This is a genomic window from Bradyrhizobium sp. LTSP849 (genome assembly GCF_000938255.1).
Taxonomy (GTDB): domain Bacteria; phylum Pseudomonadota; class Alphaproteobacteria; order Rhizobiales; family Xanthobacteraceae; genus Bradyrhizobium.
In genome coordinates this window covers 229,393-254,969 of the sequence record NZ_JYMR01000004.1, presented here as the reverse complement: position 1 = coordinate 254,969, position 25,577 = coordinate 229,393, and the positions used below count along the sequence as shown (strand labels likewise).

Below are 25,577 nucleotides of genomic sequence, written 5' to 3'. Positions count from 1 at the left end.
ACGGAAGCGGGAAAGTTCCGTCCAATAACCATCGAACCGCAAATTGGTTGCGATCCCGTTTGTGCTGCCAAACCCGTCTGGAATACCACCGCGCCACCCATCGGCGATTCGCTCAAATCGCCCATCCCGTCCCAACAGGCACTTGCCGCCAGGCCGGTGTTTTTTTCGTGGCAGAGCTAGCCCATTGCTGCCTGCCAGCGCGTATCGCGCATGGACGGGCGGCGGTGCAGGCGGGCGTCGAGCAGGGCGCGGGCGCGGGGCAGTTCGCCGCTGCGCATCAGAGCGACAAGGAAAGTGTCCTCGATCAGCTCGCGCTGGGCATGGCTGCCGCCGATGCGCACAACATCGGTGAGGACCGGCGCCAACTCTCGCACGCAAGCGGCATAATCCTCGTCCGCAAAAGCCGCCAGCGCGCGGCAGATCGCCGGCACCACGGGGCCGGCCGACAGCTTGCCCTCAGTGAGCCGCTGCTCGATCACCGCAAGACGCGCGGCGAGCGCCTCGCGATTTTGCGTCGCAGCGGCAAACAGCGCCATGTGGACGTCCGCAAAAGGCAGGCTCGATTTCGGAAACAGTTTTTGCGCGGTGGCATCGGCCTCAAGCCAGAGCGGCTTCGGCACAGCATGGCCATAAGCCGACAGGCGCCACAACAGCGAGGCGCCGTCGGTGATGACGTTGAGCGGCGGCGCCAGCGTGGCGGAAGGCTGGAGCACGTCGGCGTAGATCGCGAGCGCCCGCGCCGCATCGCCATGTTCGAGCGCGCCGAGCGCCTGGTGCCAGAGGATATGGCCGTGCAAGATCCCGGCGCGGTCGTAGGAGGGAATCCAATCGTCGACGAGACGGTCGGCCTCGTCGATCGAGCCGTCCTCGAACATCGCATGCAGCACCGCGTGCGCGGCATGGGCGTTCTGCCGCCGCAGGCCGAAGCCGCGCTCGGTGACAGCGCGGCCGCGCGTGACGTTGCCGTTCTCGGTCATCGCCCAGCCGTACAGCGTGAGGAACCACCAGTCCTCGCCGTAATGGTGCGCGACGCGCTCGCACAGATCCTGCCGCGCCTGGCCGTGATCGGCCATGCCGGAGAAGGCGAACAGGCCGAACGCGCCGAGCGGCAGCGAGAGTACGATCGTATCGCGCGGCCAGGTATCGATGTGTTTCAGCGTCGCTGACAGTGCCTCGGGCAGCCGCCCCTCGATTGCGAGCGCCAGCGTCTCGACATGCGAGCGCTCGCGTTGATCGCCGCGCTTCGCCACAAGTTCGCGCGCCACCGCCGCCTTGGCGCGCGCGAGATCGCCCTGCTGATAGAACGAATGCAGCCGCGCCCGTGCGATATGGGCCAGCGCGAAATCCGGATCGGCCGCGATAGCACGCTCCAGCGCCTCCGCCGCGCCAGTCCAGCCCGCGAGGATGAGGTCGACGCCCTCGCGATAGGCGCCAGCCGCTTCATGCGAAGAGGTGGACAGCGGTAGCCCGCAGCGGTCTTCAATCGCCATTGTCGGCTCCCGCTCTCACGCCGTTCGCGCGCGGCGTCCTTCGATCGGATAGGCCGGGTCGTTGTAGCCCGGCGTCGACGGATGGCCCGGCGTCACCAGGCGGTCGATCAGCGCCTCGTCCTCGGCAGTGAAGCGATAGTCGAGCGCGTGGATGTAGTCGTCCCATTGTTCTTCCGTGCGGGGACCGGCGATCACCGAAGAGACAAAGGCTGAGTTCAGCACCCAGGCGACCGAGAGCTGGCCGGCGGTGATGCCTTTCGTCTCGGCGTGGCTCTTGATCTCCTGCGCGAGCTTCAGCGATTCCGGCCGCCATTCGGTCTGCATCATGCGGGTGTCGTTGCGGCCTGCGCGCGTCTCCTTGTCCGGAGCGGCGTCGGGCTTGTATTTGCCGGTGAGCACGCCGCGCGCCAGCGGGCTATAGGCGACGATGCCGAGGCCATAATAGCCGCAGGCCGGAAAGTGCTCGACCTCGGGCATGCGGTTCATCGCGTTGTAATAGGGCTGGCTCGCTACGGGGCGGTCGATGCCGAGCCGGTCGCAGATGTTGCAGATCTCGGCGACGCGCCAGGCGCGATAATTGGAGACACCGAAATAGCGGATTTTGCCGGCGCGGATCAAATCGCCCATCGCGCGCACCGTCTCCTCCAGCGGCGTCGCATGGTCTTCCTTGTGCAGATAGTAGATGTCGATGTGGTCGGTGCCGAGCCGCTTCAGGCTCTCGTCAGCCGCCTGCAATACCCAGCGCCGCGACAGCCCGACACGATTGGGATCGTCGCCCATACCTGTGTTCATGGGGTTGGCGAGTTTTGTGGCGAGCACCCAGGCGTGACGGTTGTTGCCGATGGCGCGGCCGACGACCTCCTCGGAGCCGCCCTTTGAATAGGCGTCCGCCGTGTCGATGAAATTGATACCGGCCTCATGTGCCTTCGCGATGATGCGCTGTGAGGCGGCCTCATCCGTCGGCCCGCCGAACATCATGGTGCCGAGACAGATCGGCGAGACCTTGAGGCCAGAGCGGCCGAGTTGGCGGTATTGCATGGGCTATCCTCGATGCGTTCGTTGGTGTCAGCATAGCGCCCCAGTTCCGTCATTGCGAGCGCAGCGAAGCAATCCAGAGATGCGTCCGCGGAGATAGTCTGGATTGCTTCGCTGCGCTCGCAATGACGAGGTTGGGGGGACGCGCATACCCCACACTCGGTGTCATCGCCCGCGAAGGCGGGCGATCCAGTACGCCGAGACGCTAGTGATTGAGCGGAGAAGCTGCGGCGTACTGGATTCCCCGCCTTCGCGGGGAATGACAGCGGTGGGTGTCGTTGGCGGCGGTGGTAGCCTGACTACGTCTCGCTACCCCGGCCCCTTCAAGATCTTGAACACGCCATTCGCCATCACCAAGCAACGGCCGTCCACTGTCACCTCGGTGCTCATGAAAATCAGGCTGCGCGTCGCGCGCACCACGCGGGGGCGGGAGATCAGGAGGTCGCCGATCTGGCCGGCCTCGACGAAATGGGTGTCGAGCTGCACGGTGGCCATGAATTCCTTGCCCGAGACATAGCGGGCGGTCATGCCGCAGGTGCGGTCGGCAAATGTCATCATCACGCCGCCCTGGACCATGCCGCGGCGGTTGTGGTGCTTGTCCTCGGTGGCAAGCGCGAATTCGTAGTGGCCGTCGACCTTGCGCTCCCAGAGCGGGCCGATCAGGTGCATGAAGCCGGTGGTCTCGAGGATGGTCCAGCCGTCTGATTTAAGCTTTGCGGCGGTCTTGTCGATCATCTCCCGGTCCATCCTTGCTGGCGCATCTCTCCTCGTTTCATCAGATGCGGTCCTGGTGTAGTCAAGCATCATGAGATCTTTCGACGATGCCACCAGACGGAATATCGCAGAGGCCTGCGCGGCATTCGCGCGGCTGCCTGATGCGACCGAGCCGTCAGCATTGAAGCGTGCGGCGGTGGCGATCGCGCTGACCGCGACGGGGGAGGGCGATGACACCGCGCTCCTGCTCACGCTGCGCGCATCACACCTGCGCGCCCATCGCGGTCAATGGGCTTTGCCGGGCGGACGCTGCGACGCCGGCGAGACGCCGGTCGAAGCGGCACTGCGCGAACTTGACGAGGAGCTTGGCCTCAAGCTCGGCAGTGGCGAGGTGCTCGGCCAACTCGACGATTATCCGACGCGCTCGGGTTATCTGATCACGCCGGTGGTGGTCTGGGCCGCCGACAGTGCCGCGATCGTTCCGAACCCTGATGAGGTCGCATCGGTCCATCGCATCTCGCTTGCGACCATCGAGCGCGAAGCGGCTTTCGATTTCGTCGCGATCCCCGAAAGCGCGCGACGCGTGATCCGCTTCCATCATCAGGCCAGCCTGATCCACGCGCCGACTGCGGCCTTGATTTATCAGTTCCGCGAGGTGCTGGCGGGACGGCAGACCCGAGTGCGGGAACTGGAACAGCCGGTGTTCGCCTGGAAGTGACGATGGTAAACGGCACGTTAACGTGACGGTTACCGGATGCTTGCTAAGAGGGCGCCATGCATCATCACCCGATTCGAAATGCCCTGAGGCTGGTTCCACTCGCGCTCGTCCTGCTCGCGCCCGCCGCACGTGGCGGCGATGCCGACGCGCTGCCGCCCGCCGTCAGCAATGCCAACGCTCAGCTCTTGTCGCAATTTTTTGCGCAAGGCGGCGGCGCGTCGCCGGCCGTGCTCGAATATCGCCGCAAGCTGCAAGAGTATCAGGAAATCCGCGGCGCCTTCGATGCCCAGGCCGGCGCCTATTGGAGCCAGATCTCGGAGAAGCGGCGCGGCCGCAACGCCAAGCGGCGCAGCGGGCAGCAGATCACGCTCGACGATTACGTGCTGGAGCAGGCGCCGCTCTATAACGGGCCGAAGCGGCCAGTGAATCCGGAGCCGGAGGAAACGCCGGAGCGCCCCGCCCGCAAGCCGCTTCCCGTGGTCGCCGATCTCCTGCGCGCGGCGCAGGACCTCTATCAGTTCACGCCGCAGCGGCCAGCGACCGAGGCCGAGTTCAAGCGTGTCTATGCGCGTTACGCGCTGGCGTCAGGGCTGACGCGCGAACAGGCGGTGCGGGTCTATTCGTTCGAGACCGGCGGCACCGGCAATTACGACGTGCAAGCAGGAATTGAACATGGCGGCAAGCGCGCGATCTCGACCGCGATGGGTTATAACCAGTTGCTGACCACCAACAGCGTCGAGCTGCTGGCTGAGCAGGGCCACGAATTCATCCGTGCGCTGAGTGAGAAAGTCGCGCAGACCTCAGGCCCGGCGCGGAAGTCGCTGGAATACAAGCTCTCTGTGCTGAAGCGCATGGTGGCGCATGCCAAGTCGGTGCCGGACACCTGGTCGGAGCATGAGAAGATCGGCGACACCGCGCAGGGCTGGGCGATGCATGCCATGGTGCTCGACATCGATGTCGGGCCGATGCTGCAAACCCACAAGCTCCTGACCTCGGTGCTGTTCGCCCGCGCCAAAGGCTACACCCGTCCGCTGAGCGCAGCCGAGCTCGAGATGATGAACCTCACCGGCGACGGCACCGGCCTCGACATGGTGACGATGCCGCAGGCGATGCGCGAGCAGGTGCCGACCTCGAACTTCTTCCAGCGCGGCGGCTACGAGCGCAACCCGGTCGCGATCCGCCACAACACGGTGGCGAAGCTGCTGGCGATCACGGATGCGCGGATGGATAGCAACAGTAACAATGGTGGGGCGCGGGAGTTGGCGGCGGCGTTTTAAAAGCTGTCGTCCCGGCGAAGGCCGGGACCCATACCGCGTGATCTATCGGTGGGGCGCGGCGTGTGTACCGCGGACAGGCTTTCTAACTCAGAGTCGTCGCCAAACCCCTCCCTGGGGGTATGGGTCCCGGCCTTCGCCGGGACGACATTGAGTATGCGGCGCCTTCGCCGCCCCTACTGATTCGACCCGAACTTGAACTTGCCGTCGCCCTCCAGATACGGGCCGCTGCGCATGTAGAGCTGGCCGTTCTGGCCGATGAAGAACAGCGTGCCCTTCGGCACCTTCTTGGCACCCTTCAGGAGCTCGCCGGCATTGCTGGTGCCCATCTTGTAGGAGAAGGTCTTGCCTTCCTTGTCATAGGCATAGCCCGTGTCGGGGTTGAGCTCCCACGGCGTCGCCGCGGTTTGCGCGACTGCGGGTGCGGCGAAAGCACCCAGCACGGCTGCGATTGCAAATGTCTTCGTTGAAAATGCCATCATCCCATCCTCCCCCGCCATTGGGGTACCCTGCTTGAACAAATCACGAACAGTGTTTCCGGGTCAATCCGAGAAGCCGCATTGCGGCGCATCACGTCTTGCCCAGCAGTTTGTGATTTTCCCTTCGTCCCCTCGCGACTATGTTCCGCTTTCAGTCTAGAACGCAACTCGACAAAGATATTGGTGGGGATGATTCGAATGCGCCATGTCATTAAAATTTGCTGGGCTGCTGCGTTGTCGCTGACGGCGCTGGCGCCGGCCGCTCGGGCCGATGATTACCAGCTCAGCCACAACCAGCGGATTTCATGCAGCCGCGGCCTTGCCCCCGGCAAGCTCAACACCGCGACTTGCAAATCCTACACTTATCTCTTCAATACCAAGACTTCGGAATATTTCCGCTGCCAGGTCTCCCTGGCGCTGACCCGCGACAACAAGGAAGTCATCAACGTCCAGACCGATGGCGGCTGTACCAAGAAGCCGCGGATATTCGAGACCGACGGACATTATGATTTCGACGCGACCGAGACCGAGCCGCCGAACACCAATTCGTTCTTCGGTCCCGGCGGCTACTCGGTGTGGGCCGCCGACGTCAACGCGCAGAAGGTGCGCGGCTGCATCATCATCTCCTCTGGCCTCGGTTCCGACATCTCCAAGTGCCTGGACATGACGTTTCAGTAAGGGAAGCGCGCGCGTAGCCCGGATGGAGCGCAGCGCAATCCGGGGACAGTGATCCCGGATTACGCTTCGCTCCATCCGGGCTACAAAGAAAAAACAACAAGGGAGAACCGCGCGATGGACCGGCTCAAGGGCAAGGTTGCGATGGTGGTGGGCGCCGGCTCGATCGGCCCGGGCTGGGGTAACGGAAAGGCGACCGCGGTGACGTTCGCGCGCGAGGGCGCGCAGGTGTTTTGCGTCGATCGCAATGGCGCGGCGGCCGAGGAAACGGTGAAGATCATCACGGGTGAGGGCGGGAAGGCGAGCGCGTTCACGGCCGACGTGTCGCGCGCAGCCGAGGTGGAGGCGATGGTCGCGGCGTGCCTGAAAGCTTACGGCCGCATCGACGTGCTCGACAACAATGTCGGCATCGCCGAGATGGGCAGCGTGGTCGAGGTGACCGAGGAAAGCTGGGACCGCGTCTTCAGCGTCAACCTCAAGAGCGCTTATTTCGCCATGAAGCACGTTATTCCCGTGATGGTGAAGCAGGGCGGCGGCTCGATCATCAACATCTCTTCGATCGCTTCGATCCGCCACATGGGTATCTCCTACGTCACCTACGGCACCTCGAAGGCCGCGATGAACCAGATGACGCGCACCACCGCGATCGAGTTCGCGCGCCACCATGTGCGGGTGAACGCGATCCTGCCCGGCCTGATGAAAACGCCGATGGTCGAACATTCCGCTGGCCTCGCGGCGAGCTACGCCAAGGGCGATGTCGAAGCGATGTGGCGCGCGCGTGACGCTCAAGTGCCGATGGGCCACATGGGCGACGGCTGGGACGTCGCGAATGCCGCGCTCTTTCTGGCGTCTGACGAATCGAAATATGTGACGGGGATCGAGCTCGTGGTCGACGGCGGGATCACGTGCAAGGCGGGGGCGTAGTTTACTGTCGTCCCGGCGAAGGCCGGGACCCATAACCACAGGATAAGGTTTGGCGAAGACTGGTCGCTCGGTACGCCTACTTTCCGCAATCGATGGATCACGCGGTATGGGTCCCGGCCTTCGCCGGGACGACATACTCATCCCCCCGCACTCAGCTCCGCCCGATCCAGCTCTTCCTCGACGCGATGGAACGCGTCGTCGCCGATCACCTCGGTGGCGCGGAGGCTGAAGATCGATTTTCGTGCGGCCTCGATGGCGCGGCGGCGCAGGGGATCGGCGGGCAGTTCGCCGTTGGTAATGCCGCCGTTGGGATCGTCGTCGGCCCGCATCAGGACGGCGCGATATTCGAGCCGCAGGATTTCCGCCTCTTCCGACGGATCGTCCTCGATCGCATCGAGCGCCGCGCGATAGGCGACCGCACGGGCGCGCGCGACCTCGGCGCCGACGGGATCGTCGTCCTTGAGGCCGAACGCGAGGATCAGCGGCCGCAGCGTCAGGCCCTGCACGACCAGCGTGCCCAGCACGACCGCGAACGCGCTGAACAGGATGAAATCGCGATACGGAAAACCCTCCGGCAACGCAAAAGCGGTGGCGAGCGTGACCAGGCCGCGCATGCCGCACCAGGAGATGATGAGGCCGCCCTTCGGCGAGGCCACCTGCTTCGGATCCTTGGGATGATAGATTCCGTGCGCAATCAGCACGCGCAGCGTGGTGCGGTAGAACGTGATCCAGGCCAGCCGGACCAGGATCACCGTGAGCAGGATCCAGCCCGCCGCCACGCAATATTCCCAGCGCACGTCCTCATCGAGCCGCGCCCAAATCGGCCGCATCTGCATGCCGATCAGCATGAAGGCGAGCACGTTGAGCACGAACACCGTCGTCTCCCACACCGCATAGGACGGTACCCGCAGCCGCGCCGGCATGCGGGCCGGGGCCGTTTGCGCGATGGCGATGGCGTAGATCACGATGGTGAGGATGCCGGAGAGGCCGAGATGCTCGGCGGCAATCCAGATCATGAAGGTGGTGGCGAATTGCACGATGATCGCGCTCGGCACCTCCGTCACGCGCTCCAGAAGCAGGGGGATGATGCGTGCGGCAAGAAGTCCGGCGATGACGCTGCCGACCAATCCCAGCGCGATCGTCGGCGCGACCTCGCTCCATTTCAGATGCTCCATCGCAACCGCGCCGACCGCGATGCGATAGATCAGCAGTGCGCTGGCATCATTGAGCAGGCTTTCGCCCTCCAACACCTTCACCATGCGGTAGGGTAGCTTCACCTGGCTCAGGATCGCGACCGCGGCTGCCGCATCCGGCGGCGCCACGATTGCGCCAAGCGCCACCGCGGCAGCCCAGGGCATGTCCGGGATCAGCCGGTGCGCGACGAAGGCGACGCCGACCGTGGTCAGCCCGACCGCGGCCACGACCAGGGTCGAGACTGGAACCCAATTGTTGCGGAGATCGCGCAGCGAGGTATCGAAGGCGGCATCCATCAGCACCGGTGCGACAAAAAGCGCCAGCGCCAGGTCGGGCTCCAGCGCCCAGGACGGGCTGTTCGGTACAAAGGCGATCAGCACGCCGCCGACGGCGAGAAAGGTCGGGTAGGGGACCTTGATCCGCCGCCCCAGCGCCGATAATGCAACGGCGCCGAGCAGAAGCGCGATGATCCATTCGAATGTCGACACCACGATCCCCGAAACAAGATTTGAGCGATGCCATAGGCTAGCATCAATCCGGCCGTATGATGGATAGTGTGGCTACAAAGCAAGAGCTTCCAACTGCGACGAGCATGCGTTTTTTCTCCCTGATTCAATTTTTCGGCGTGGCGCTGTTTTCGGCGCGGCTCCTGGCGCTCGCGGTCGGCGCGGCCCATGCCGCGACCGGCGGCGAGCCGGCCGCCGCGGTCGCGCAGGTCGACGTCGGGTCATGCCTCGCTGCTGCGGCCGCTGATGATTTGGATAAGGTGGCCCCGGCCTGCGCCGCTGTTGTCGACAATGAAAAGACGCCCAAGCCGGACCTGATCAAGGCGCTGATCGCGCGCGGTGCGCTGTTCGCGCGGCATGACCAGATCGACCGCGCCATCGCCGACGACAGCCGCGCGTTGCAGCTCGATCCCACGTCGGCCGACCTCTTCAACGCGCGCGGCGAGCTCTGGCTGAAGAAGGGCGATAAGCCCAAGGCGGTGCAGGATTTCGGCGCAGCGCTCCGGATCGATCCGAACCACGAGAAGGCCAAGGCCAATCACAAGGCGATGGCGCGCGAGCTCGAGCGGATCGGCGCGCAAATGGCGGTCGCCGGCAAGCCCAGCTTCAGTTGCGGAAGCGCGCGCCGCCCGGTGGAGAAAGCGATCTGCGCCAACCATGAGCTCGCCGATCTCGACCGCGAGGTTTATGCCGCCAACGCCCGGGTCATTCGCGAGGCGCGCAATGCGGGCGAGGCAAAGACGCTCCAGCGCGAGCAGGATGATTTCATCGCGCGCCGCAATGCCGGGTTCGGTCGGCCGGGGTATGATTTGAAGAAGGCGATGCAGGATAGGCTGCAACGGCTGAACGGGGTAGACGGGTACTAGCGGCGGTCTTCGCCTCTCCCCGCAAGCGGAGCGAGGGGAGTGCAGGCGGCGGTTCGTCCCTCACGGCTTGAACCGAACCCCTGCCCGCCGCGACAATGGTGAAAACCTGATGTCACGGAGTAATGCTCATGTGCGGCACGCGTCCTTCCGCGCAAACGTCCAAAATCCCGCTGCGTGCCTTCCTGCTCGGCGCTGCGATGAGCCTCGTACTCGCTGGCCCGGCCTCGGCCGCCGTCGATTGTGTGTCCGGCAGCAAGGCCACCCCGGCCGAGCTGATCCCGGTGTGCGGTGCCATCATCGATCAGGCCACAAATTCAACGTCCGATCGGGCCGCGGCGCTGCTGGTGCGCGCTGATGCCAATGCGCGGACCTCGGGCGGTCTTACGGCGGCGCTGCGGGATATCGACCGCGCCATCGCGCTCGACGGCAAGAATGCACGGGCCTGGCGTCTGCGCGGCGACCTCCTGCGCGAGGCCGGCGGTGATCTCAACCGGGCGGCAGCTGACCTCAGCAAGGCGATCGAGCTCGATCCGCAGGACGCGGAGGCATATGAATTGCGCGGCGTGGCCTACACCAACCAGCGCCGGCTCGACCGCGCGCTCGCCGATTACGACCAGGCGATCAAGCTGAAGCCGGATTATGCGCAGGCCTGGTCCGACCGCGGCGCGACGCATTATCTCGGCGGCGACAACGAGAAGGCGGTCAGTGATCTCAGCGAAGCCTTGCTGCTCGATCCGAACCGGGCGCGCAGCTACACCAATCGCGGCGCGGCCTACAAGAAGCTCGGCCAGCTCGACAAATCGATCGCTGACGACAGCGACGCGATCAGGCTCGATCCGAAAGTGCCGGAATATTACGACAATCGCGGGCTCTCCTATGCCGCGACGAAAGACTACGACAAGGCGATCGCCGATTACGAGCAGGCACTGCGGCTGGCGCCGCGGCCAAACTTCTTCACCAACCGCGGTGATTCCTACCAGTTCAAGGGCGAGTTCGGCGCCGCGCTCAGCGACTACAATGACGCGCTGAAACTCGATCCGAATTTCGCGCAGACCTACAACAACCGCGCCGTGCTCTATACCAAGATGGGCGACCGCAAGAAGGCGCTGGCCGATTACGAGACCGCGCTGCGGCTCGATCCCGGCAACGCGAACGCCGCAGACGGCCGCCACACCATGATGGCGGAGATCGCGAGGTTTGGCGCCGCGCCGCCGCGCCCGTTGGCCGCGAATTCCGGCAACGGCCCGTCATTCGATTGCGCGGATGCGAAGCGCGAGGTGGAGAAGGTGATCTGCGCCGATCCGCAGCTTGGCATGCTCGACCGCCAGCTCGCCGAGGCCTATGAACGCGTGCTGAAATCGATGAGCCGGCGCTCGGCCGCTGATCTGCGTAAATCCCAGCACGATTTCCTCGCCACCCGCGACGCCAGCTTCCGCCGGCCCGGCTACGATCTGAAGAAGGTCATGCAGGATCGTTTGCAGCGGCTGAATGCGATGGAGAGCTGAGCGGCGTTCGCGATCTACGCCTCCCCTTGTAAACGCGGAGAGAGGGAGAAAGCGTTCTTTCAGCTTGAACCGCGGCCCGTTCCCGGGAAAATACCCCTTAAACAAGGCCGGCACTTGATCCGGGTCATGGCGGGACGTCTGTCCTGCCGTCTGGTCAAAGCCAGGCGAATAAAGGGAACGGGAGCACGGGAATGACCATCCAGAGCAAGAGCAGCTATCACGAGGTCCATGCGCGCTCGCTGGCCGATCCCGAGGCCTTTTGGGCCGAGGCGGCGAAGGAGATCGACTGGATCGAGCCGCCGAAAAGGATCTTTGATCCCGCGCAGGGCGTCTACGGCCGCTGGTTCACAGGCGGTGTCGTCAACACCTGCTACAACGCGCTCGACCGCCATGTCGAACGCGGTCGCGCCGACCAGGTCGCGCTGATCCATGATTCGCCGCTGACCAATTCGGTGACCAAATTCACCTATGCCGAGCTGCTGGCCGAGGTACAGGCGCTCGCCGCGATCATGCAGGATTTCGGCGTCGCCAAGGGCGACCGCGTCATCCTCTATATGCCGATGGTGGCTGAGGCCGTGGTGGCGATGCTCGCCTGCGCGCGCATCGGCGCGGTGCATTCCGTTGTGTTCGGCGGTTTTGCCGCGAAGGAGCTCGCCACCCGCATCGACGATGCGCAGCCAAAACTCATTCTGTCTGCGAGCTGCGGCATCGAGCCCGGCCGCATCGTGCACTACAAGCCGCTGCTCGACGAGGCGATCAGGCTTGCGGGAAGCAAGCCGAAGGCCTGCATCGTGCTGCAACGTCCACAACACATCTGCGACCTCACGCCAAAGCGCGACTACGATTGGGCGAGCCTGCGCCGCAAGGCGATGAACGACAGCAAGAAAGCCGCTTGCGTGCCGGTCGCCGCCACCGATCCGCTCTACATCCTCTACACCTCGGGCACGACCGGCATTCCCAAGGGCGTCGTGCGCGACAATGGCGGCCATCTCGTCGCGGTGAAATGGTCGATGTTCAACCTCTATGGCGTCAAGCCGGGCGAGGTCTGGTGGTGTGGCTCCGACATCGGCTGGGTAGTCGGTCACAGCTACATCATCTACGGCCCGCTGCTGCATGGCGCGACCTCGATCATGTATGAGGGCAAGCCGGTCGGCACGCCCGATGCCGGCGCGTTCTGGCGCGTCATCAGCGAGCACAAGGCGGTGGCCTTCTTCACCGCGCCGACCGCGTTCCGCGCCATCCGGAAAGAGGATCCGGAAGGCAAGTTCATCCGGCAATACGATCTGTCGACATTCCGCACGCTGTTCCTCGCCGGCGAGCGCGCCGATCCGCCGACGGTGGAATGGGCGGAGCAGCAGCTCAAGGTGCCGGTGATCGACCATTGGTGGCAGACCGAGACCGGCTGGTGCATCGCCGGCAATCCGGTGGGGTTGGGCATGCTGCCGGTGAAGCACGGCTCGCCGACGGTGCCGATGCCGGGTTATCAGGTCGATGTGGTGGATGAAGCGGCCAAGCCGGTCGGTCCCAACATCATGGGCTCGATCGTCATCAAGCTGCCGATGCCGCCGGCCTGCCTGCCGACGCTGTGGAATCAGGACGCACGCTTCAGGGAAGCTTACCTCACCGAATTCCCCGGCTACTACAAAACCTCCGACGCCGGCTACAAGGACGAGGACGGCTATGTCTTCGTCATGGGCCGCACCGACGACATCATCAACGTTGCCGGCCATCGTCTCTCCACTGGCGGCATGGAGGAGATTTTGGCCTCGCATCCCGATGTCGCCGAATGCGCCGTGCTCGGCATCAAGGATGCGATCAAGGGCGAGGTGCCCTGCGGCTTCCTGGTGTTGAAGTCTGGTGTGAAGCGCGCACCCGCCGAGATCGAGAAGGAGATCGTCGCACTTGTGCGCGACCGGCTCGGCCCCGTCGCCGCGTTCAAGCTCGCCATCATCGTCGGCCGCCTGCCCAAGACGCGGTCGGGAAAAATCTTGCGCGGCACCATCAAGAAGATCGCCGACGGCGAGGTGTGGACGATGCCCGCCACGATCGAGGATCCGAAGGTGCTGGACGAGATCGGGGAGGCGCTGAAGGGGAGGGTGTAGGTTCGCGTCTTGCGACGCCACTGCTCCGATCTCGGTTGTCATCACCCGCGAAAGCGGGTGATCCAGTACTCCGCGGCGGTCATTTGTTCACACGATTACCGCCGCGGCGTACTGGATTCCCCGCCTACGCGGGGAATGACAGCGAGCGGGGAGCGGCGTCCGCGGACTTACATTTTCCTCATTCGGCGCTACAAGTGCCGGACAATAGAGGACCCTTGATGCCGCTCTCCACTGCGCCGCGCCTGCTCACTGCCGTGCTGCTCGCCATGGCGCTCTCCGCCTGCTCGGCGCGCTACCAGACGCCGACGGCGATGGGCGGTGACGACGACGATGCGGTCTGCCAGAGCCGCGGCTATGCATCCGGCTCGCCCGAATACGTGGCCTGCCGCAAGGACCGTGACGTTCAGCGCAATGCCGCAGTCGCCCGTTCCGACCGCCGCCAGCGCGATCTCGGCGAGTACATGCTCAACCATCCGGAGCGGCCGTAAGGCGCGACGCCGGAGAGGATCAAACAAAAACGCGGCAGGTCGCCCCGCCGCGTCTGAATCGTATTCGATAGCGAATGGAGAGCGAAGGACTACTCCTCCTCTTGCTCCTGCTTCTTGCCGCCGAGCGTCTTCAGCTTGGCGAACACGGCGTCGACGTTGAGGTCGTCGCTCGACTTCTCTGCCGGCTCGAACTCGTCCTTCTTGGTGGTCTCGGACGCCGGCAGCAGCGTCGCGCCGCCATAGGCTGTGTCGATCGGCTTTTCCTTGGCCGCGCGCGCCACCTCGAAATCGAGCTCGATCTGCGAGCAGAGACCGAGCGTCACCGGGTCGATCGGCGTCAGCGACGAGGTGTTCCAGTGGGTGCGGTCGCGCACGCTGGCGATCGTGCTCTTGGTGGTGCCGACCAGGCGCATGATCTGGGCATCCTTGAGCTCGGCATGGTTGCGCAGCAACCAGAGGATGGCGCTCGGGCGCTCGTGGCGGCGTGACACCGGGGTGTAGCGCGGACCCTTGCGCTTGGGCTGAGGCGGCAGCACCACCTTGCTCTCCTGAAGGCGGAGCCGGGCATCCGGGTTCTTCTCGGCCTTCTCGATCTCCTCACGGCTCAGCTGGCCGTTGGAAATGGGGTCCATGCCCTTGATGCCCTGGGCGGCGTCGCCGTCCGCGATCGCCCGGATCTCCAGCGGATGCATCTTGGTGAAATCGGCGACCTGGTCGAAGGTCAGCGCGGTGTTGTCGAGCAGCCAGACGGCGGTCGCCTTGGGCATCAGAGGTGCGTTGCTCATGGCAAATCTCCTTTGTGCTTCGCCCACCCCTTTGGAGGCGAAGCCGGTGGTCATCAGCGATGACTGGGAATTCGCGCTATATAAGCCCGGAGGGGGTAGCCACGCAATGGTTCTGCTATAGATAGTGCCTTGACAGCGCCCGAAAGGGGGCCCAATTCCCTGTAAGCCCGTACCAAGCCCTATTCCATTCATCGACCGCTTCCCGCCCATTTGGCAGGTGATTCGGTCCCGAGATCGCTCAATGTCAGCCAAACCAGACCTCAAGATCGTGCTTTGTTCTCCCCGCGGCTTCTGCGCCGGGGTGGTCCGGGCGATCGATACCGTGGAACGGGCGCTCGATAAGTATGGTGCCCCGGTCTATGTTCGCCATGAGATTGTGCACAACAAATACGTCGTCGATGGGTTGAAAAAGAAGGGCGCGATCTTCGTCGAGGAGCTCGCCGAGATTCCGGTAAACACCACTGCGCCGGTGGTCTTCTCGGCCCATGGCGTGCCGAAGTCGGTCCCGTCAGACGCCCAGTCCCGCAATCTGTTCTCGCTGGACGCGACCTGCCCGCTGGTGACCAAGGTGCACCGCGAGGCCGCGATCCATTTCAAGCGCGGCCGCGAGATCTTCCTGATCGGCCATTCCCATCACCCCGAGGTGGTCGGCACGCTCGGCCAGCTTCCGGTTGGTGCGGTCACGCTGATCGAGACCGCCGAGGACGCCAAGACCATCGCGCCGAAGGATCCGAACAACCTCGCCTTCGTGACCCAGACCACGCTGTCGATCGACGACACTGCGGAGATCGTGGCGTTGCTGAAGGAGCGCTTCCCGAACATCAACGGGCCGCACAAGGAAGACATCTGCTACGCCACCACCAACCGCCAGCTTGCGGTCAAGAAGGTGGCGCCGGTGGTCGACGCCCTGATCGTGGTCGGTGCGCCGAACTCGTCGAACTCGCAGCGCTTGCGCGAAGTCGCCGAGCGCGAGGGCTGCCCGATCGCAGTGCTGGCGCAGCGCGCCACCGAGATCGACTGGAAGCGGTTCGAGAACATCACCAGCCTTGGCATCACAGCGGGCGCCTCGGCGCCGGAGGTGATCGTCGAGGAGATCATGGACGCCTTCGCCGAGCGCTTCACGCTGCATGTGGAGACGGTCTCGGCCGCGGAAGAGAACGAGTTCTTCCCGCTGCCGCGCCAGGTGCGCCCCGAAGCCGCCGCCGAGTAGACTTTTATGGCGGTCTACACCGACGTTGCCGCCGACGAGCTTGCGGATTTCCTGAAGCAATACGATCTCGGCGAATTGCTCTCCTACAAGGGCATCGCCGAGGGCGTCGAAAACTCCAACTTCCTGCTGCACACGACTCAAGGCTCGTTCATCCTCACGCTCTATGAGAAGCGCGTGGCGAAGAACGATCTGCCGTACTTCCTCGCGCTGATGACGCATCTCGCCGAGCACGGCATCAATTGCCCGCTGCCGGTGAAGGCGAAAGACGGCGAGGCGCTGCGCGAGCTGTCGGGACGGCCGGCGGCGATCATCACCTTTCTCGAAGGCGTCTGGCCGCGCAAGCCGAGCGCCGCGCATTGCGCCGGCGTCGGCGACGCGCTGGCGAAGATGCATCTGGCCGGCGCCAATTTCGCGGTTCAGCGCGCCAACGCGCTCTCGGTCTCGGGCTGGCGGCCGCTGTTCGATGCGGCAGCACACCGGGCCGACGAGGTGCAGCCGGGTCTGCGCGCATTTCTCGCTGCCGAGCTCGACACGCTCTCGAGCGGCGTCTGGCCGAACAATTTGCCCGAAGGCGTGATCCACGCCGATCTCTTCAACGACAACGTCTTCTTCCTCGGCGACCAGCTCTCGGGCATCATCGACTTCACCTTCGCCTGCAACGATATGCTGGCCTATGACGTCGCGATCTGTCTCAACGCCTGGTGTTTCGAGCCGGATCATTCCTTCAACGTCACCAAGGCCCGCGCCTTCCTCAATGCCTATGGCCGGGTGCGCAAGCTGAGTGAGGCAGAAGAGGCCGCGCTGCCGTTGCTGGCGCGTGGCGCGGCAATCCGCTTCCTGCTGACGCGGCTGGTCGACTGGCTCAACGTGCCGCCTGGTGCGCTGGTGAAGCCGAAGGATCCTTTGGAATATGTCCGCAAGCTGCGCTTCCACCAGAGCGTCTCAACCGCGCGCGACTATGGGCTGATGCCGTCAGGACTGGTCGCGTGAGCGAGCTTCCCACTGTCACGATCTATACGGACGGCGCCTGCTCGGGAAATCCGGGGCCCGGCGGCTGGGGCGCGATCCTGAAGTTCGGCGACAAGGAGAAGGAGCTGAACGGCGGCCTGCTGCACACTACCAACAACCAGATGGAATTGATGGCGGCGATCTCCGCGCTGGAAGCGCTGAAGAAGCCGTGCACCGTCGATCTCTACACCGACAGCCAATATGTCCGGCAGGGCATCACCGGCTGGATCCACGGCTGGAAGCGCAACGGCTGGCGCACCGCCGACAAGAAGCCGGTGAAGAATGTCGAGCTATGGCAGCGGCTCGATGCCGCGCTAAAGGCCCATGACGTGCGCTGGCACTGGGTCAAGGGCCACGCCGGCCATCCGGAGAATGAACGTGCGGATCAGCTCGCGCGTGATGGGGTCGCGATGGCAAGGTTGAAGGCGTAGGCGAGAGCGCCTGCTCTCTCCACGCTCGCCGTCATCGCCCGGCTTGACCGGGCGATCCAGTACGCCGCGGCCTCTCGATTCAACAATAACCGTCTCTGGAATACTGGATGCCCCGCTTTCGCAGGGCATGACAGTGTCAGATGTGGCTACAGGCGTTGGCCGCCTTACAGCTGCCCGAGCAGCGTATCGCCGCCGGAGACCTCGACCTTGCCGGGCATCGCCTCGAGGTTCAGCTTCTTGACCACGCCGTCCTCGATCAGCATCGAATAGCGCTTGGAGCGGATGCCCAGGCCGTTGGCGGAGGCATCGAGCTCCATGCCAATCGCCTTGGTGAAATCGGCATTGCCGTCAGCGAGGAAGGTGGCCTCGTCGCGCTGGTCGGTGTCGCGCTTCCAGGCGTTCATGACGAAGGCGTCGTTGACGGAGATGATGGCAATGCTGTCGACGCCCTTGTCCTTGATGGCGTAGGCGTTGAGGAAGATGCTCGGCAGGTGCATCTTGTGGCAGGTGCCGGTATAGGCGCCGGGCACGGCGAACAGCGCCACCTTCTTGCCCTTGAAGATATCGTCGGTGGTCTTCACCTGCGGGCCTTCCGCCGTCATCACGCGGAATTTCGCCTCGGGCAGCTTGTCGCCAATCTGGATGGTCATCGTTAGTCTCCGTGGAAAGGGGCCGAGGCTGTTCTAGAGCATTTTACGCGGAGAGGGAAACGGCTTCACCGCTGTGTGATGAGGCACATCTGCGGCTGCATCTTCGGTGTCGTCCCGGCGAAGGCCGGGACCCATAGCCACAGGACGTGATTTGGCGAAGACTCGTCGTTCGGAGCGGCGAACATGCGCCATTGATGGATTCCGCGGTATGGGTCCGGCCTTCGCCGGGACGACGATGAAATCCTCGCAATGACGGTGGAGAGGCGAGCTTACGCCGCCTCCGCCTTCTTCTCGTCCCGCAACTGCCGGCGCAAAATCTTGCCGACATTGGTCTTCGGCAAATCGGCGCGGAATTCGATGTGCTTGGGCACCTTGTAGCCGGTGAGCTGCCCCTGGCAGAACTTGACCACATCTTCCGCCGTGAGGTTTGGATCCTTCTTCACCACAAAGGCCTTCACCGCCTCGCCGGACTTGGAATCGGGGATGCCGATCACGGCGCATTCGAGCACGCCCGGATGGCTCGCGATCACTTCCTCGATCTCGTTCGGATAGACGTTGAAGCCCGAGACCAGGATCATGTCCTTCTTGCGGTCGACGATCTTGGAGTAGCCCTTCTCGTCCATCACGCCGATGTCGCCGGTGCGGAAATAGCCGTCGGCCGTCATCACCTTGGCGGTCTCTTCCGGCCTGTTCCAGTAGCCCGCCATCACCTGCGGACCCTTGGCGCAGATCTCGCCGGGCTGGCCGAGCGGCACCTCATTGCCGTCGTCGTCGCGGATCGAGATCCAGGTCGAGGGCACGGGGATGCCGATGGTGCCGTTGAACTCCGAATTGGTCGCGGTGTTGCAGGTCAGCGTCGGCGCCGTCTCCGACAGGCCGTAGCCTTCGGCGATCGAGCATCCCGTGAGCGCCTTCCACTGCTCGGCGACCGGGCGTTGCACCGCCATGCCGCCGCCGTTGGAGATCTTCAGCTTGGAGAAGTCGAGGTTCTTGAAGTCGGGATGGTGCATCAGGCCGTTGTAGAGCGTGTTGACGGCCGGGAAGCTGTTGACCTGGTATTTGGCCAGCTCCTTGATGAAGCCCGCGATGTCGCGCGGGTTGGGAATCAGGAGATTGCAGCCGCCGGCGCGCACCGCGAGCAGGTAACAGGCTGTCAGCGCGAAGATGTGATAGAGCGGCAGCGCGCAGACGATCAGGAGCTGGTCGATCTGCGGCGGCTGCGCCAGCGCCGGCTGGAGCCAGGCGTCGTTCTGCAAGACGTTGGCGACGATGTTGCGGTGGAGCAGGGTCGCGCCCTTGGAGACGCCGGTGGTGCCGCCGGTATATTGCAGGAAGGCGACGTCGCCCGGCGACAGCTTTGGCTTGTTGAAGGTCAGACTGCGGCCGGCCGAGAGCGCGTCGTTGAACGACACCGCGCCCGGCAGCGAATACGCCGGCACCATCTTCTTCACGCGGCGGACGACCAGATTGACGATCACGCCCTTGAAGCCGAGCAGGTCGCCCATGCTGGCCACGATGACATTCTTCACCGCCGTCTTGGCGATCACCTGCTCGACGGTGTGAGCAAAATTCTCCAGCACGATGACGACTTCGGCGCCGGAATCCTTGAGCTGATGCTCGAGCTCGCGCGGCGTGTAGAGCGGGTTGACGTTGACCACCGCGAAACCGGCGCGCAGCACGGCGGCGGTCGCGATCGGATATTGCAGCACGTTCGGCATCATGATCGCGACGCGCGCACCGCGCTGGAGGCCGCGGCCTTGCAGGTAAGCGCCGAGCGCCAGCGACATCTGGTCGAGGTCGCGGTAGCTGATCGACTTGTCCATGCAGATGAACGCCTTGCGGTCGGCGAACTTGGTAAAGCTCTCCTCCAAGAGGTCGACCAGCGATGCGTATTGGGTCGGCTCAATATCAGCGGGCACGCCGGGCGGATATTGCTTGAGCCAGATGCGCTCCATGGAAACTCCCCTCTCTTGACCTGAGCCCGTTGTGTCTCGGGCTTGCCTCATTGCCGGCAGTATCGAGCCTGCCGGAACGGCTGGCAAGCGGTCGAGGCTTAGGGCAAAGGCCGAAAAGTGGCTACTGGAATTGTCGCAAACCGCTGCCGCAAGTGCGAAGTGCGGGTGCAGCGTAACGGGTTTGCGCCACTAACCTAGCTGTTGTTCGGCGCGGGCTTGGCCGCAGGCTTGGTGGCCGCCTTGGGTGCTGCCTTGGGCTTGGCCGCCTGATCGCCGCTCGCGGCCGGCTTGTCGGCGGGCTTCGCCGCCGCATCGGGCTTGGCCGCGGCGTGCTTGATCGGAGCCGGCTTGGCGGCGCCCTTGGTGTCAGGCTTCGCAGCATCCGGCTTTGCCGCCGCCGTCTTGCCATCCGTCTTGGCGTCGCTGCCGGCGTCGGGTTTCTTGGCGACGCGCGACTTCTTGCCACGCGGCTTCGGGGTGGCCTGCTGGTCGGCGTCGGCCGCGACCGCTGCGATCAGGGCGGTGCCGGTGCGGGTCGGCCCGGTGTAGACAATCACGGGCTCCGCGGCCGCCGGGGCCGAGGCCATCAACTCGGAGGCCTTCATCAGGGGCGGTTGAAGCCCCGCGGTGAAGAACGTCACCTGGGCTTCACCGCCGGTGGCGGATGCCGATCCGGACGTGCCGCCATTGGTTGCGATCAATGCATCGTCATCGTCGCTGGCGGGCCGCTTGCGGTGACCGCCGCACATTTCCTCGCGCAGGTTCGGCGGCGAGGCGTCGACCGGCACGAGGTTTTCGACGGTGCCGAGCGAGGGACGCAGCCACGATAGATTGTCTTGGCTGAAGCCGCGCTCCAGCAGCTGCGCCGCCTTCACCGCGCGCGCGGTGCCCGAGTTCGCGCCGAGCACGACCGCGATCAGCCGGCGGCCGTTGCGCGTGGCCGAGGCCACGAGGTTGTAACCGGAGGCGCAGATGAAGCCGGTCTTGAAACCGTCGGCGCCGGGATAGCGGCCGATCAGCTTGTTGAAATTCCCCGTGACGCGCTTGCCGAGGCGGATCGCCGGGATGTGCACGAAATATTCGTATTCCGGCAGGTCACGCAGGAACGAGCGCGCGAGAATGCCGAGGTCGCGCGCGGACGTGATCTGGCCGTCGGCGGGCAGGCCGTTGGGATTGACGTAGCTCGTCTGCGTCATGCCGAGCTTCTTGGCGGTATCGTTCATCATCACCGAGAAGCCGTCGATCGAACCGCCGACGCCTTCGGCGAGCACCACGGCCATGTCGTTCGCCGACTTGACCAGCATCATCTTCAGCGCGTTGTCGACGGTGAGCTGCGTTCCCGGACGGAACCCCATCTTCGACGGCGATTGCGAGGCCGCGGTCGGCGACACCGTGATCAAGGTGTCGAGCGTGATCTTGCCGTCCTTCACCGCCTTCAGCGTCACATAGGCGGTCATGATCTTGGTGACGGACGCCGGGTACCAGGGAATGGTGGCATTATCCGCCTGCAACACCTTGCCGCTGTCGGCCTCGATCAGAAGCAGCGCTTCGGCATGCGCCGTGCGCGGTGCGAGCAGCGCAGCGACTGCGAGAGTCGCGGCGAACAGATTGAACAGGGATTTGCGAAGCAGCGGGCGAAAGGCGTGCACTATCCGATTCCGGTCCTTGGAGACCCGCCGGTTCCGGGCGGCTCTCGTGATCTTTGTTCGGTTCTGAAATCCAGCGGCGCCGCTTGCGGCGTCGCAAACCTATACCGGCTCTTGCGTCGAGAATAGGGGTTTCCACCCGGTATTCCGCAATGAAATAGGCCGAATTTCGACGGTCCTGCGGGGACTTGCTACGGGGATTTGGCCGCGGTCGCGATAGCCTCACCCGGTGTCACGCTGGCCCGCGGATTCGCTTGTGATTGCTCCTGCACCATGAACTGGGCCTTGGCGAGCTCGGCGAAATGGCCGCCTTTGGCCACGAGTTCATCGAAAGTTCCGCTTTCGGTGACCCGTCCGTTGTCGAACACCAGGATCCGCGTGGCGTTGCGGATGGTGGAGAGGCGGTGGGCGATCACGAAAGTGGTACGGCCCTTCATCACTTCATCGAGAGCGGCGTTCACCTTGGCCTCGGTGACGGCGTCGAGCGCGCTGGTCGCTTCGTCCAGAATCAGGAGCGGCGGGTCCTTGAGCAGCGCGCGCGCGATCGACAGCCGCTGCCGCTCGCCGCCGGAGAGCATGCGGCCGCGCTCGCCGGCATTGGTTTCGAAGCCGCCACTGCGCTCAATGAATTCGAGTGCCTGTGCACGCTCGGCTGCCTTGCGCATCTCGGCTTCGGTCGCATCCGGCTTGCCGACGCGCAGATTCTCCGCGATCGAGCGGTTGAACAAGAGCGCCTCCTGGAACACCACGCCGATGTTCCGCCGCAGCGATGTCAGCGTGACGCCGCGCACGTCCATGCCGTCGATCCTGATGAATCCGGACTGCGGATCGAAGGCGCGATGCAGCAGCGCGATCGCGGTCGATTTGCCGGCGCCGGTCGGGCCGACCAGCGCGATGGTCTGGCCGGGCAGCGCGGTAAAGGAGAGGTCTTCGACCGCCGGCCGCTTGCCGTCATAGGAGAAGGTGACGTCGTTGAACTCGACGAGGCCGGAGAGCCTGCCGGCATCGATCGCGTCGGAACGGTCGTGCACCGCGGGCACGGCATCGAGCACGTTGAAGAACTCGCGCAGGCGCGGGGCTTCCATGAAGACGTTGTTGATGAAGCTCACGACCTGCTCGAGCTTCTGGATCAGCAGCGTGGCGAAGCTCACGAACATCACGATCTCGCCGACCGAGGTGAGCCCCTGGTCGTGCAGCGAGATGCCGAGCGTGAAGATCGCGAGCACCGTGATGGTGGTGGAGGCGCGCGTGATGACGGTGACAAGCGCCCACCAGGACAAGACCGGCATCTGCGCCTCGAGCAACTGACTGGCGACGGAGCGCAAGCCCTGCACCTCGGATTCGACGCGCACGAAGCTCTGCACCAGCGCGACATTGCCGAGCGCGTCGGAGGCGCGCGCGGAAAGCTCGCTATAGTGCTCCTCGACCTGCATCTGCATGCCAAAGGTTCTGCGCACGACGAAGGTCGTCAGCGCGGTGAAGACGATGCAGAGCACGAACAGGAGGATGGCGAGCCGCCAGTTCAGATAGAGCGACAGCGGCAGCAGTACTATGACCGACAGGATTGCCGCAAAGTGCTCGCGGAAGAAGCCGAGCCAGAGCCGCCACAGCGCATCGGTGCCGTTGAGCATCACTTTCATCAGCCGGCCCGAATGGGTGCCCGAGTGGAAGGTCAGCGGCAGTTGCAGGATGTGCTCGAAATAGTCAGTCAGCACCGCCTGGCGCTGGCGATGCGAGAGCCGGTCGGCTTGCAGCGCCACAAGCGCGCTACAGGCGATGGTGAACAGCCCGAATGCGACCCATGCCATCAGGAACGGCCAGGCCGAGTTCGATCCGGCCACCGACTTGCCGGAGAGCACGTCGACGATGCGGCCGAACAGCACCGGTTCGGCGAATTGCGAGGCGGCAAGCAGAAGATTGGCAAACGCCAGCAGCCAGCCCAGCCGCGCCTCCTTGCCGAGCAGCTCGAGAACACGGGTGTAGAGGCTGAAAATGGACATGAAGGAGGCACTAACCCAGGCAACCGGTGAGACGGCGAGGTGACATTTTAAGCAGGGATGGCCCGCGAGATACAGCGGAAGCTTCCGGTTATCTTCAGTTGATCAACTCCCCGCTCGCGAAAGCTGATGGACGCGTCCTCCGAATCCGAAATTCCTTGGGCAAAATTTCTTGGGTCTGCGCCGCAACAGTTTGGTGTCGCTTTAGCCCGCCGTTCGCCGCCGTCCTGAAACTCCAATATGAACGACGGATGAGCGGCAGTTGCGTCATGATCACGCAACCCCGTTCAGCTTCTGTTGGGGTTGGGGAACCCAACATGGGATGCGGGTGTTGAAGGGCATGAGCCTGTCTCTAGGCACCATTGAAGGTCCCAAGGAGGGTCCAAGGCATGTTTGACCGATTTTCGAAATTTGCCGGCCGCAAGGCCGTTCTCGCCACCGCGGCGGTGCTGGCGCTGACCACCGTCGCCCCCACCGCGTCGTTCGCTGGCGGCCGCCACTGGCATGGCGGCGGCGGGGGGGCTTTCGCCGGCGCAGCCATTGCCGGTATCGTCGGCACCGGGCTTGCGATCGCCGCGAGCCGCAACGCCTATGACGACGGTCCCTATTATGGCGGTCCGGCCTACTACAGCGGCCCTGCCTATTACGGCAACGGCCCCTATTACGGCCCGGGCCCGGACTACCAGTATCAGCGCTACGGTGGCACCGCGCCGTCCGAGATGTGCGGTCAAGGCCACTACACGAACTGCTACTAGCTTTGGCTACCAAAGGTTGACCAAAACAGGCCGTCGCGCTTGCCGCGCCGGCCTGTTTTTGGCTTTATTGTCAGGCGTTAACGCGTCCGCCATTGGTTTAGAGTAGTTTTGAGTACCATGAGTGATTCGCTTGAGCGGCTATATCTGGCTGTGCTCGCGGCCAAGGATCTTGATCCGGCAACATCGCGCACCGCGCGGCTGTTTCAGCGCGGCCCCTCCAAAATGGCGAAGAAGCTGGCCGAAGAGGCCATCGAGGTCGTCATCGACGCGGTCAACGGCGATAGCCAAGCCGTGATCCGGGAGAGCGCCGATCTGCTCTACAATCTGACCGTGCTCTGGGCCTCGGCCGGCGTACGTCCCGAGGATGTCTGGCGCGAGATGACTCGGCGTGAGGACATGCTCGGCATTGCCGAGAAGCTGCCGAAGTCTTCCATGAAGCTGCCCAAAGTCGCGTCACCGCGCGTGGCCGCGCGGCGGCCAATTGTCGCGCTCGAGGGCCGCGTGGCGCGCAAGCGCCACTAAAATCGTCACAAAACTCGCGATGGACAAATCCGCCCCATGGTGCTTCATCGCGGCGCCATGCTGAAACGTATCTACGACTGGTGCATCGACGCCGCCCACAAGCCTTACGCGCTCTGGATCATGGGCGCCGTGGCTTTCGCCGAAAGCTCCTTCTTTCCCGTCCCTCCGGACGTGATGCTGATCCCGATGTCGCTGGCGCGCCCGCAGCGCGCCTGGCTCTACGCGGCGATCTGCACCGCGACCTCGGTGGTGGGCGGCCTGCTCGGCTACGCCATCGGTGCGCTGCTGTTTGACTCGGTCGGCCACTGGCTGATCCAGGTCTACGGTCTCGGCGACAAGGTCGATGCGTTCCGCGCCTCCTATGCGGAATGGGGCACGGTGATCATCCTGCTCAAGGGGCTGACGCCGATCCCCTACAAGCTCGTCACCATCACCTCGGGCTTTGCCGGCTATAATATCGGCCTGTTCATCCTGTGCTCGATCGTGGCGCGCGGTGGACGCTTCTTCATCGTGGCGATTCTGCTCAACCGCTATGGCGACTGGATCCGGGTCAGGATCGAGAAGCATCTTGGATTGTGGGTCGCGCTTGGCGCCGCCGTGCTGGTGCTAGGCTTCGTCATCGCGATCAAGCTGATCTAAACCTCAATG

General features: G+C 64.3%; 24 protein-coding genes. 14 read left to right on the top strand and 10 right to left on the bottom strand.

All coding sequences use genetic code 11. The features are described from left to right. Positions 1-176 precede the first annotated feature (176 nt). The 3 genes from UB31_RS03520 to UB31_RS03510 all read right to left on the bottom strand — a co-directional run bounded on the left by UB31_RS03520 (position 177) and on the right by UB31_RS03510 (position 3,260). Positions 177-1,490 carry a tetratricopeptide repeat protein gene (locus tag UB31_RS03520; RefSeq protein WP_045009821.1) on the bottom strand — a complete coding sequence of 438 codons (1,314 nt, stop codon included), beginning with the start codon at positions 1,488-1,490 and terminating at the stop codon, positions 177-179. A gap of 15 nt (positions 1,491-1,505) precedes the next feature. Next, positions 1,506-2,528: an aldo/keto reductase gene (locus tag UB31_RS03515; protein WP_045009820.1), complete on the bottom strand. Its 1,023-nt coding sequence runs from the start codon at positions 2,526-2,528 to the stop codon at positions 1,506-1,508. A 306-nt stretch (positions 2,529-2,834) separates the two neighbouring features. Beyond that, positions 2,835-3,260 (bottom strand): PaaI family thioesterase, encoded by a 426-nt coding sequence (locus UB31_RS03510; protein ID WP_045002604.1) that lies wholly within the window; start codon positions 3,258-3,260, stop codon positions 2,835-2,837. A gap of 70 nt (positions 3,261-3,330) precedes the next feature. Between UB31_RS03510 and UB31_RS03505 the strand changes: the two genes are divergently transcribed. Next, complete coding sequence (locus tag UB31_RS03505; RefSeq protein ID WP_045009819.1) at positions 3,331-3,957, top strand: NUDIX hydrolase; 627 nt, start codon at positions 3,331-3,333, stop codon at positions 3,955-3,957. A gap of 56 nt (positions 3,958-4,013) precedes the next feature. After that, complete coding sequence (locus UB31_RS03500) at positions 4,014-5,234, top strand: hypothetical protein (RefSeq protein ID WP_045009818.1); 1,221 nt, start codon at positions 4,014-4,016, stop codon at positions 5,232-5,234. Between the two features lie 173 nt (positions 5,235-5,407). Here the strand turns inward: UB31_RS03500 and UB31_RS03495 are convergent, their stop codons facing one another. Next, positions 5,408-5,710: a hypothetical protein gene (locus tag UB31_RS03495; RefSeq protein WP_045009985.1), complete on the bottom strand. Its 303-nt coding sequence runs from the start codon at positions 5,708-5,710 to the stop codon at positions 5,408-5,410. 198 nt (positions 5,711-5,908) lie between these two features. Here UB31_RS03495 and UB31_RS03490 point away from each other — a divergent pair, with 198 nt between their 5' ends. Next, positions 5,909-6,388 carry a hypothetical protein gene (locus UB31_RS03490; RefSeq protein ID WP_045002389.1) on the top strand — a complete coding sequence of 160 codons (480 nt, stop codon included), beginning with the start codon at positions 5,909-5,911 and terminating at the stop codon, positions 6,386-6,388. A gap of 114 nt (positions 6,389-6,502) precedes the next feature. After that, the gene (locus tag UB31_RS03485; protein WP_045002390.1) at positions 6,503-7,309 is read left to right on the top strand and encodes an SDR family NAD(P)-dependent oxidoreductase; all 807 of its coding nucleotides are present in this window, start codon (positions 6,503-6,505) and stop codon (positions 7,307-7,309) included. Between the two features lie 137 nt (positions 7,310-7,446). Here UB31_RS03485 and UB31_RS03480 read toward each other — a convergent pair whose 3' ends face one another. Beyond that, a complete protein-coding gene (locus UB31_RS03480; RefSeq protein ID WP_045009817.1) occupies positions 7,447-8,991 on the bottom strand; it encodes a cation:proton antiporter in 1,545 nt (514 codons plus the stop codon). A 104-nt stretch (positions 8,992-9,095) separates the two neighbouring features. Here UB31_RS03480 and UB31_RS03475 point away from each other — a divergent pair, with 104 nt between their 5' ends. The 4 genes from UB31_RS03475 to UB31_RS03460 all read left to right on the top strand — a co-directional run bounded on the left by UB31_RS03475 (position 9,096) and on the right by UB31_RS03460 (position 13,970). Continuing rightward, a complete protein-coding gene (locus UB31_RS03475) occupies positions 9,096-9,875 on the top strand; it encodes a tetratricopeptide repeat protein (protein WP_045009816.1) in 780 nt (259 codons plus the stop codon). Positions 9,876-10,003: 128 nt separating this feature from the next. After that, positions 10,004-11,380 (top strand): tetratricopeptide repeat protein, encoded by a 1,377-nt coding sequence (locus UB31_RS03470; RefSeq protein ID WP_045009984.1) that lies wholly within the window; start codon positions 10,004-10,006, stop codon positions 11,378-11,380. A 191-nt stretch (positions 11,381-11,571) separates the two neighbouring features. After that, positions 11,572-13,482, top strand: a complete 1,911-nt coding sequence (locus UB31_RS03465; protein WP_045009815.1) for a propionyl-CoA synthetase — start codon at positions 11,572-11,574, stop codon at positions 13,480-13,482. A 218-nt stretch (positions 13,483-13,700) separates the two neighbouring features. Next, entirely contained in the window at positions 13,701-13,970 is a 270-nt protein-coding gene (locus tag UB31_RS03460) for a hypothetical protein (protein ID WP_045002394.1), read from the top strand. Positions 13,971-14,059: 89 nt separating this feature from the next. On the opposite strand, the gene UB31_RS03455 is transcribed toward UB31_RS03460, so the two are convergent. Next, a complete protein-coding gene (locus tag UB31_RS03455) occupies positions 14,060-14,755 on the bottom strand; it encodes a DUF1013 domain-containing protein (RefSeq protein WP_045009983.1) in 696 nt (231 codons plus the stop codon). A gap of 241 nt (positions 14,756-14,996) precedes the next feature. Between UB31_RS03455 and ispH the strand changes: the two genes are divergently transcribed. Genes ispH through rnhA form a run of 3 tightly spaced genes read left to right on the top strand, consistent with a single transcriptional unit; the run spans position 14,997 to position 17,404 of the window. Further along, positions 14,997-15,965, top strand: a complete 969-nt coding sequence (ispH, locus tag UB31_RS03450) for a 4-hydroxy-3-methylbut-2-enyl diphosphate reductase (RefSeq protein WP_045002396.1) — start codon at positions 14,997-14,999, stop codon at positions 15,963-15,965. Positions 15,966-15,971: 6 nt separating this feature from the next. Then, positions 15,972-16,955 carry a homoserine kinase gene (locus tag UB31_RS03445; protein WP_045009814.1) on the top strand — a complete coding sequence of 328 codons (984 nt, stop codon included), beginning with the start codon at positions 15,972-15,974 and terminating at the stop codon, positions 16,953-16,955. Next, positions 16,952-17,404 (top strand): ribonuclease HI, encoded by a 453-nt coding sequence (rnhA, locus tag UB31_RS03440; protein ID WP_045009813.1) that lies wholly within the window; start codon positions 16,952-16,954, stop codon positions 17,402-17,404. Before UB31_RS03445 ends, rnhA begins: the two co-directional genes overlap by 4 nt. A 164-nt stretch (positions 17,405-17,568) precedes the next feature. Here the strand turns inward: rnhA and UB31_RS03435 are convergent, their stop codons facing one another. The 4 genes from UB31_RS03435 to UB31_RS03420 form a co-directional block, all read right to left on the bottom strand. Further along, positions 17,569-18,054: a peroxiredoxin gene (locus UB31_RS03435; protein ID WP_045002607.1), complete on the bottom strand. Its 486-nt coding sequence runs from the start codon at positions 18,052-18,054 to the stop codon at positions 17,569-17,571. Between the two features lie 269 nt (positions 18,055-18,323). After that, entirely contained in the window at positions 18,324-20,009 is a 1,686-nt protein-coding gene (locus UB31_RS03430) for a long-chain fatty acid--CoA ligase (protein ID WP_045002399.1), read from the bottom strand. Between the two features lie 194 nt (positions 20,010-20,203). Continuing rightward, entirely contained in the window at positions 20,204-21,658 is a 1,455-nt protein-coding gene (locus tag UB31_RS03425) for a D-alanyl-D-alanine carboxypeptidase family protein (RefSeq protein WP_045009812.1), read from the bottom strand. 188 nt (positions 21,659-21,846) lie between these two features. After that, positions 21,847-23,655 (bottom strand): glucan ABC transporter ATP-binding protein/ permease, encoded by a 1,809-nt coding sequence (locus UB31_RS03420; RefSeq protein WP_045009811.1) that lies wholly within the window; start codon positions 23,653-23,655, stop codon positions 21,847-21,849. Positions 23,656-24,041: 386 nt separating this feature from the next. On the opposite strand from UB31_RS03420, the gene UB31_RS03415 reads away from it, so the two are divergent. The 3 genes from UB31_RS03415 (at position 24,042) to UB31_RS03405 (ending at position 25,568) form a co-directional block, all read left to right on the top strand. Next, entirely contained in the window at positions 24,042-24,407 is a 366-nt protein-coding gene (locus UB31_RS03415) for a hypothetical protein (protein ID WP_045009810.1), read from the top strand. Between the two features lie 117 nt (positions 24,408-24,524). Further along, on the top strand, positions 24,525-24,929 hold the full coding sequence (hisE, locus tag UB31_RS03410) for a phosphoribosyl-ATP diphosphatase (protein WP_045002403.1): 405 nt from the start codon (positions 24,525-24,527) through the stop codon (positions 24,927-24,929). Between the two features lie 36 nt (positions 24,930-24,965). Beyond that, positions 24,966-25,568, top strand: coding sequence for a YqaA family protein (locus UB31_RS03405; RefSeq protein WP_082078392.1), 603 nt, complete (start codon positions 24,966-24,968; stop codon positions 25,566-25,568). The last annotated feature ends 9 nt before the right edge of the window (positions 25,569-25,577 follow it).